At 46.7% G+C, this 9,063-nt stretch carries 8 protein-coding genes; 4 read left to right on the top strand and 4 right to left on the bottom strand.

Going from position 1 to position 9,063, the window contains the following annotated elements; translation table 11 throughout:
• Positions 1-315: 315 nt before the first annotated feature.
• From K8R76_06345 to K8R76_06335, 3 genes are all read left to right on the top strand, one after another.
• The gene (locus tag K8R76_06345) at positions 316-2,331 is read left to right on the top strand and encodes an FG-GAP-like repeat-containing protein (GenBank protein MCD4847792.1); all 2,016 of its coding nucleotides are present in this window, start codon (positions 316-318) and stop codon (positions 2,329-2,331) included.
• Between the two features lie 123 nt (positions 2,332-2,454).
• The gene (locus tag K8R76_06340; protein ID MCD4847791.1) at positions 2,455-4,149 is read left to right on the top strand and encodes a T9SS type A sorting domain-containing protein; all 1,695 of its coding nucleotides are present in this window, start codon (positions 2,455-2,457) and stop codon (positions 4,147-4,149) included.
• Between the two features lie 133 nt (positions 4,150-4,282).
• Positions 4,283-5,722: a sugar transferase gene (locus K8R76_06335; GenBank protein ID MCD4847790.1), complete on the top strand. Its 1,440-nt coding sequence runs from the start codon at positions 4,283-4,285 to the stop codon at positions 5,720-5,722.
• A 65-nt stretch (positions 5,723-5,787) separates the two neighbouring features.
• Here the strand turns inward: K8R76_06335 and K8R76_06330 are convergent, their stop codons facing one another.
• The 4 genes from K8R76_06330 to K8R76_06315 are packed head-to-tail and all read right to left on the bottom strand — an operon-like array spanning position 5,788 to position 8,175.
• Positions 5,788-6,195, bottom strand: coding sequence for a zinc ribbon domain-containing protein (locus K8R76_06330; protein ID MCD4847789.1), 408 nt, complete (start codon positions 6,193-6,195; stop codon positions 5,788-5,790).
• On the bottom strand, positions 6,195-6,791 hold the full coding sequence (gene pdxT, locus K8R76_06325) for a pyridoxal 5'-phosphate synthase glutaminase subunit PdxT (GenBank protein MCD4847788.1): 597 nt from the start codon (positions 6,789-6,791) through the stop codon (positions 6,195-6,197). The genes K8R76_06330 and pdxT overlap by 1 nt, the downstream gene beginning before the upstream one ends.
• 5 nt (positions 6,792-6,796) lie before the next feature.
• On the bottom strand, positions 6,797-7,690 hold the full coding sequence (gene pdxS, locus K8R76_06320) for a pyridoxal 5'-phosphate synthase lyase subunit PdxS (GenBank protein MCD4847787.1): 894 nt from the start codon (positions 7,688-7,690) through the stop codon (positions 6,797-6,799).
• Positions 7,687-8,175 carry a hypothetical protein gene (locus K8R76_06315; GenBank protein ID MCD4847786.1) on the bottom strand — a complete coding sequence of 163 codons (489 nt, stop codon included), beginning with the start codon at positions 8,173-8,175 and terminating at the stop codon, positions 7,687-7,689. The genes pdxS and K8R76_06315 overlap by 4 nt, the downstream gene beginning before the upstream one ends.
• A 190-nt stretch (positions 8,176-8,365) precedes the next feature.
• On the opposite strand from K8R76_06315, the gene K8R76_06310 reads away from it, so the two are divergent.
• A complete protein-coding gene (locus tag K8R76_06310) occupies positions 8,366-8,740 on the top strand; it encodes a hypothetical protein (protein MCD4847785.1) in 375 nt (124 codons plus the stop codon).
• Positions 8,741-9,063: the final 323 nt, after the last annotated feature.

Here is a 9,063-nt window from a genome sequence, read left to right as displayed (position 1 = left end):
GTACTTGACAGGGATTAACGCACTGATTATTCTAATTCAGTATTATTTGAAATAGAAGAAGACGGAAATTGGAAGGGCTCGATGCAGTGTCGGAATGCAGTAAACTTCAATTACTTAGCGATTAGTATACATTCAGATACTGAAAAATTAAGATAAGGTTGAAATCGAGTGTTCAATTGGCAGAAGCCGGGCATGAAGACGCCAGGGATGATCAACCACATTACCGGGAAACCAAAGGTTATCAGCAATAATGAAAATATTCTGGATAAAGGTGTAATAGCTATTTAAATTGTATTACTGGATGAAAGAGTTGTTATGAAATCTTATCGTATCTTTTTGCAGAATGCATCAGCCTTACTGTCTGTGATGTTGCTTGTATTCATCCTTGATGCTCACGGTTCAGTCTCTCTCGATGCTCACTCTCCAGAGGGTGGAATCTGTTCTTACTATTCTGATAATCTGCTCTGCCCTGAATCTCCTGTTTCAAGCCCGTTAACTGCACCGGTACCAATGCCAAACTGGCCTATCAGTATTGGCTGGAGTACTAATTATCCTGGATCCGGTGTATGTCTTGCTGATATTTTTGGTGATGGTTATCTTGAAATAATTGCCGGTTCCTCAAACGGTTCCGTTCATGTCTTTGACTATCAGGGTAATAATCTTCCCGGATGGCCAAAGACAGGATTGGGGAAAATACGAGCCAAGGTGGCCGTCGGGGATATAGATACTGATTATCCCGGCATGGAAATAGTTGCCGTTGCTGAAACCAGCACTATGTACGTCTGGCATAATGACGGAACTCCGGTAACCGGATGGCCGCAGGCCACCGGTTCAGTCGGACACCTCAGAGCACCTGTTATTTTTGACGTGGACACTGATGGCGATCTTGAGATAATACTTGGGAAAGGTGAAGTCTGTGTTTACAACCATGACGGAACGATATATCCAGGCTGGCCACAATCGATAGGCTCCGTTGCAACGCCTTCAGTAGCAGATGTTGATAACGACGGAGTGGTTGAGATATGCGCGGTTTCGTACACTTCCATATACCTCTGGGATAAGGATGGTATTCCTGAACCTGGCTGGCCCCTGATCGATGTCGCCGGAGCGACAAGCTATGCTCAGCCTGTACTCGCGGATCTTGATGGTGACGGCGATCTGGAAATTCTTCATGCACATTACGATCAGTGGTCTTCGCCATCACAGAATCATGTTGCCATACATCATCATGATGGAACAGTTTTTGATAACTGGCCACAGAATTATCCGGGACCTCACACCTACATCACACCGGTCACAGGTGATATCGATAATGACGATGACCTGGAAATCTTCGGTGGCGGTCATACCTTCGATCTGCATGCCAGGCATCATACCGGAGCTGCCGTAGCAGGCTGGCCTGTTTCAGCACTGAGCGCCCTGGAATGCTCACCGATAGTATTTGATGTTGATGGCGATGGTTACAGAGAAGTTCTTTTCGCTGAAAACTGGCCCGGTGCCAATGGTTTCCTGTACGCATTCAACGGTGACGGTTCAACAGTTGAAGACTGGCCGGTATCGATCAGTGCACCGTCTTATGTCAACAGCGCGGCTGCGGGTGATGTGGATGGTGACGGGGATATCGAGATCGCATTTATGACCGGTAACGGAACGGTTAATCTGTGGACTGTTGAAAACGTTCCTTACAGGGCATATCTGACAGAATGGGGAACATATTTCCATGATAACTGGAATACAGGCTGGATGCATCCCCTGGCTCCCTTGAATCCCGTTGTCTATAACTCAGGGGGTTCAAACCATCTGACCTGGAATGCGAATACAGAGCTGGACATCGCCGGTTATAACATCTACAGAAGCGATATATCAGGCGGACCCTATACGAAAATCAACAGCACGGTGGTTACAGATACACTCTACACTGATGCTTCAGGAACGACTGATCAGTATTATTGCATAACTGCTGCTATCATGGCTTGCACGGAGTCCAGGCTCAGTGTTGAGGCAGATGTTCAGACAGACATTACTACTGATAACGATTACAGAGTATTCAATATATCCGCCTCCCCGAATCCCTTCAGCGTAAATACCACGATCAGCTTCTCAGTACCCCTGGAGCTTACTGGAAAAACGGAGTTAAACATTTACGACCTGAGAGGGCTGAGGGTGAAGACCCTGATAAATGAAATCCTGCCTGCAGGAGAGTATTCTTTTGTCTGGGATACAACTGATGATTCAGGGGGAAATACTGCTCCAGGAATTTACTTCTTTGAATTGAGAGTGGGGAACTGCTGTGCCGAAATAAAGAAAATCACATTATTGCATTCCAGATAGCGTCTATAATCCGGGATTTTTCGTATGAGTATCAGTTGGAAGATTCCCGCAGTTCAGTAATCAGGCAGTAAACAGAAAGGCGGTGCTGAATTGTCAGCAAAGCGAACAAGGATCTATTTAACTTTGATATTTGTCTTGACCATTCCGTTGTTTGCGCATTCGGGTGATCCGGCTCTATATGAATTCACCGGTTCCTGCGATGTTTCCGAGAATAGTACTGCATCTCTCATTTATCCTCCCGTATCGCCTGATCAGAAGGCACCGACATTCACGATAAGCCACACAGAAAACGGTACCGAAGTAACCATCAACGTTGCATCAAACGAGGACCTGTTCTCGGGATGGGTTGCCGGGAAGGACATCTGGTCGAACTCCAACTGGGACTACTGGTGGCTTAATACTCGTATCGCAACCGATGCGGAGAACAATATCTATGCAGCAGTAAAACTTTACGAATACAGTAATCCGTCTATCAATTATGATATGTTCGTCCTCGAGAACAACGGCGATATCAGCGAGTCATTCCTCGACTGGAACGGTCCTGAGAGTAATCCTCTGATCGTCAATAATCCTGATCCGAACATCTATATAGAGCAGCCAACCCTGGACAGAGAAGGAGCGGTCGATTCAGACAACAACACATACCTGATCTATACCAACGGCGGCTCCAACATCATTTTTACCAAGCTGGATTCCGACGGTACACTGCTCATTAACGGTCTCAACATTGTCGTGGGAGCCAATGCCTGGACAAATGAAGCACGCGTGGACATTGCCCCTGATGGCAGGATCTACGTTGTCTGGTCTGAAAGTCTCCACGATATCCAGTACGTGTATTCCGACGACGGCGGAGATTCAGGTTCCTGGTCGATTCCTGCATCCATCTGTTACAATGCATCCGATCAATTGTGCAAACCGCAAATCTCCTGTGATACTAACGGTAACGTCCATATTATCTGGCAGCACTCCAGCAAGCTTGCATACATGAAACTTCTGCCGGACTGTACTGTGTCCATAGACGAGAGTTTTCTTACTTCGGGCGGTGTCTGGTCGCCCATGATGGATATAGATGAGCAGAACAATCTGCATATAGTCTGGGGAACGGGCACTCAGGGTTCTAATTCCGTCTACTACACGGAGATCAACGGAAACCTCGACGGAGGCGGCGCTTCCATGACTGATGATGAACTTACTATAGTCCAGGAAACTCCTTTCATTGTCAGCACCGATGTCAGGTACCCCAAATGTATTGTTGACAGCTACATGAATGTTCATGCGGTTTACGAACAGGGCGAGTATGGCCGTCACCACCCAAAGGCCATGAATTACATCAAGATGAATGGTGTTCCACTGTTGAGGATAGTATGCCCCGATGAATCGGTCCTTTTCGTGGAAATGACCGGAAGCGGCGCAGACTGGGAGGGTACTTTCACTCCTCCAGTGAATGGAATCTATTCCGCAGGTGTTTCGGGCTCAGATGCCGACGGTAACACCGGCATAGACACTTATCAATTTGAATTTCCCAATACCGGTATCGAGTCAGAGAGCGGTTTGCCTGTCTCGGGTGTCTCCTGCTCACCGAATCCGTTCAGAGAGTCTATCAGTTTCTCCTATGATCTTTCTGAAACAGGTTATGTTAATGTAACTATCTACGACATGACAGGCCGCCTGATCGAAACGCTCTTGAATGAGGAACAACAGACCGGTCTCCATTCCATTAACTGGAAAGCATCTGACATGAACCCGGGTATGTATCTGTGCCGGATCTCTTCCGGTGCTGAGTCAGAGACACTGAGATGTGTCATTGTAGCTGATTAACAACAGCAGTATCACATGTGGCGGAGGGCTCATCCTTCCGCCTCCGGGAAACGTTCTCTGGTTCCACAAGCGCAGTATGATTAGATTTTTCAGTGAAATATTGTTCAGCCGCTTTGAAGGAGGAAAGAGACGTTTGAAACAGCGAAAGATATTATCATCTTTTCTCCTCCCTTTAGGGGATCTTCTGCTGGTTATAGGTGTTTTCCTTCTAGGGTACTGGCTCCGTCATTTCATCCTCTCCGATGTCTTTCAGAATCTGTTGAGAGTTTCCGATGATTTCAGACTTGATCTATGGCACTACGTCATCTCCGGAACAGTCATGGGAGTCATCGAAATTATCATGCTTCAGGCTTTCGGGGTTTACAGAAGAGAGTACGGACTTGCCAAGGTAGAAGAACTGGCCTGGATTCTACGTTCATCATTCATGGCAGTGATCATCACTTTCGCTTTCAGCTTTGCCACAAGGCAGTTACTTTTCTCAAGGTTCGTATTGCTTTTCGCATTTCCAGCAACGTCCATTGCGATTTCCATCTGGCATGGTGTTTTCCATCGACTGGCTCGCAGGTTCGCTCTCAGTCGCGGTAAAGGAATAAAAGTAGCTGTCTATGGTTCAGGATCACTTGCTGTTGAACTGGCTGAGTTCATGGAGAAGAGAGCTCTGGTTCCATATGAAATAGCAGGATTCGTACTCACTGAAAGCGGGAGGGATACATCTCCTGAAAGCGGTGCGAAAATATTCGAATCATTCAGCCGGATGTTTGAATGGATGCGGTTGAATGGGGTTTCGGAACTGATCGTAGCAGACCCGGAACTGTCGCGGGAAAATATGGCTTCACTGATCTACAATTGTGAACAGGAAGGAGTTCCATATAAGCTGGTAGCAGATGTATTTACTCTGGTCAGCCTTACTACAAGAGTCGTACACATGGGTGGAACTATCATGATCGAGTCTGTTCCGCCACCGCTGAGCGGAAGCCGGATATTACTTAAAAGGATAATTGATCTGATAATAACAGTTCCTCTGACTATTCTGCTGCTTCCCCTTGGATTTCTGACAGCTGTGTTTATTGTTATCGATACTGGTTTACCCGTTTTCTATATTCAGACACGTCTCGGAAGAATGAATAGAAAGTTCAGAATGTTCAAATTCAGATCCATGAAGATTGGCGCTCATCAGAAAAGGGATAAACTGAAAGAAGCCAACGAAGCCGGTGGACTTCTCTTCAAGATCAGAGATGATCCCAGAGTTACGAGAGCAGGCCGATTCATAAGAAAATGGAGCATAGATGAGCTGCCGCAGTTACTTAATGTCATTATGGGAGACATGAGTCTGGTAGGACCAAGGCCGCCTTTGCCTGAAGAAGTTGAAGAGTACTCTGAACGTCACCTGAAACGGCTGGAAACTGCACCTGGAATTACAGGTGTCTGGCAGGTTTCAGGCAGAAGCGGGCTCGGGTTCAGTGAAATGGTGAAGCTCGATCTGTATTATGTTGATAATTGGTCTATCTGGATGGATCTTTCAATTCTCATATTGACGGTTCCCGCAATATTCTTCAAAGAAGGCGCATACTAAGCCGGGCATAACTTACTTAACTAATCCTCTAACTCTAAGCTGAGCACAGTTTTATTAACTGAATTTCAGGCTTCGTAGAGTCCCCCGTCATGTGATGGAGCAGAATCGTCCATTCCAAATCCTGATTCCTCAAGATCCCGTTCGATCTTTTCCGGATCTTCTCCGGCTTCCAGCCGTGAAAGCGCTTCGCTGACTTCGGAACCGAGATCTTCGCCGAGTTCATCAGCCATTCGGCGGATTGCTTTTGCCATTGCTTTCGGATCTTCTTCATCAAGTCCGGCAAGTGATGGATCATCTTCCAGCCCATCGCCTGTTGAAGAATGACCGCTTCCAAAGGAGAAGGAACTCATGACTCGCTCCATGCTTTTATTGTTGCACTTCGGACATATGGGCAGAGTATCTTTTGAGGGGTGTCTGACAAGGAACTGGAAAATCGTGTTACATTGCTTGCATAGGTATTCGTATATGGGCATTATTCCTCCCTGCTGAGCAGACCAGATCTCTCAAGGAAAAGTCTGTGAAGTCTGTCATCGGAAGTGAGCTCAGGATGAAATGATGAGAGCCACAGGTTATCCTGTTTGACCAGTACAGGACCATCGTCCACTCTGCTGAGTACATTGACTTTTTCTGAGAGCGGCTGAAGCAATGGAGCTCTGATGAAGACCCCTCTAAAAGTGGCTTCAAGACCCTGGATGGAAAGATCTTCTATGAAACTCCTGGTTTGTCTGCCGAAATAATTGCGAATTGCTTTTACATCAGCCAGACGGAGACTCTCCTGTTTGATTTCATGTTCCATTTCACTGATCGACGATGAAAGCAGCACCGCACCCGCGCATGTGCCGAAAATCGGAAAACCATTCTCACCCATTCTTTGAATTGGTTCGGTAAGCCCCCATCTTTTCATGAGGAAGAGAAGAGTCGTTGATTCTCCTCCTGGAAGGAATAACGCTGAAATCGAATCCAGCGCATCCGGCGTCCTGATTTCAATTACATTGAAGCTGAGATTTCTGAGGATCGCAGCGTGCTCTGCTACACCACCCTGAAGAGCGAGTACTCCGACGGATTGCACTTGGTCTACCAGCCCCTGTCAGCCATACGTTCTTCATCTGGAAGGGTGGAGATGTTGATACCGACCATGGCTTCCCCCAGGTTTTTAGAAACTTCGGCCAGTATCTCAGCGTCATTGAACCTGCTTACGGCTTCAACGATAGCCCTTGCGCGTTTCTCTGGGTCACCGCTCTTGAATATACCGCTGCCTACAAAAACACCGTCCATTCCAAGCTGCATCATCAATGCTGCGTCCGCTGGAGTGGCAACGCCTCCCGCGGCGAAATTGACAACAGGCAGACAACCATTTTCATGAACATATTTCACAAGATCATAAGGAGCGCCCATCTCTTTTGCTATTGTCATAAGTTCCTCAGGAGGGGTAACCTTCAGCTTCCTAATTGATCCAAGAACGGATCTTGCATGTCTGACGGCTTCCACGACATTTCCTGTACCGGCCTCACCCTTTGTCCGGATCATAGCGGCACCTTCACCAATTCTTCTGAGGGCTTCACCGAGATTTGTGGCTCCGCAGACAAATGGAACCTTGAAATCGAACTTGTAAACATGATTTTTTTCATCGGCAGGTGTAAGCACTTCCGATTCATCAATATAATCAATATCCATTGCTTCAAGGATTTGAGCTTCAACAAAATGGCCTATTCTGCATTTGGCCATTACCGGAATATCAACAATCTGCTGAATACCCTTTATCATGTCCGGATCGGACATACGAGCTACACCACCCTGAGCGCGAATATCAGCAGGAACCCTCTCAAGTGCCATTACAGCGACAGCTCCGGCAGCCTGTGCAAGTTCAGCCTGTTCCGGAGTAACGACATCCATTATTACGCCGCCTTTGAGCATACGGGCCAGTCCAGCCTTTGCCTCCCATGTTCCTTCGGTTCTTGTCTTAATCATAATATTTCCTCTTCTGCAAGTAGTTCAAAAAATGTTGTTTCTTCCAGACTCCAGAGGGAGTCATATTCAAGAAGCTGATTTTCGAGTTCAATACATAAGTAACTATCCGGCAGGATATCTTCGTGGTAGGTTTTCTGGATGATTCTAAAGACATTCAGATATTGCTGCGAAGAATTAAGATAACCTGTCCAGGCTTCCGAGAGATTATCAGAACTGATTGTGTGGATATCCAGTGTTTCAGCGATGTCCAAGGCAGCGTTGGCTCTGAGCCATGCAACATCAAGAACCCAGATTCTTACAGGTGTTTCAGGGGTGATCGGGCATTCCGGAACAGCTTCGAGATATGCGTCAAGCAGACCTGCCATCTCTCTGTCAAGATCCACAATAACATCCAAACAGGAATCACTCAATCTTTGTGCCTGTGCGGACCCGGCTGAGATGAGCAGAGATGATATGTAGAGAATGACTGATAATATTTTCATCATACCGCAAATATAGAGATTCCGCACGGTAGTTTCAATGACCTGCTCAGAATGGGCTGGAAAGAGAACCATGATCTCAATCAACATGACCGGAGGTTAATCATTGCGAATAGGCCAGGGGTTTTCCAGCGGCATTCATCGTTGTAGGTTTATATAGTGTTATTCAAAATGTACGCTAATGATGGGATTCCTGTTGAAAAGTATGCTCGTGATTGCATTTGTCGTATCCATTTCATTTGGAGAGCTAGCCGAAGACCTTCGATCAATTGGCGTTCCCGTTCAATTTGCCGAATTACAGGACACTATGATAGTTTTAAGTATGTCGGGTTCCCTGGCTCAGGGTGATTCGCTTCTCAAACATTACGGCGGCATTTTCTACACAGTTACGGATAGTATTATCGGGGGCTGGGATGTATGTGGCATCATTGTTGAGATTGAGGAAGTCGCCCTGGTCTTTCAGAGAAGTGATATGGTTCTGATGTTCGAACAATTATCTGAAATTGATAATGACGAGGTTATAGCGAGCTGGGTTCTGAATCACACACGCGTTTTCAGGGACTCTGACTAATCCGCATATCTCACCAGAGTTACTACTGCAACGGCGCATAATCAAGGATCCATTACAGGTACTCGTTGCGAAGCGATGCAGATGGCTGTGGATACAAGGCTTGCGATCGCAGACTCCGGAGGCGTACTTGAACAGTACTTCGAGGACGGATGCGTGAGCATAACGAAGTAGGCGCTGTCATATGCATCGCTGTAGTAGAGTGCTTGTGATGAATCCTGGATATTACACTCGCATACTGCGTTATGCTCAATCGGCCATTCTTGAAGTAAATAATCTTTCGCCCGCGAATGCTCATTTGCATGCCTTGTCTCCGAGCGCTTCTA

The organism is Candidatus Aegiribacteria sp. (assembly GCA_021108435.1).
Classification (GTDB): Bacteria; Fermentibacterota; Fermentibacteria; order Fermentibacterales; family JCC-6; genus Aegiribacteria.
This window is presented reverse-complemented; position numbering and strand designations above follow the sequence as displayed.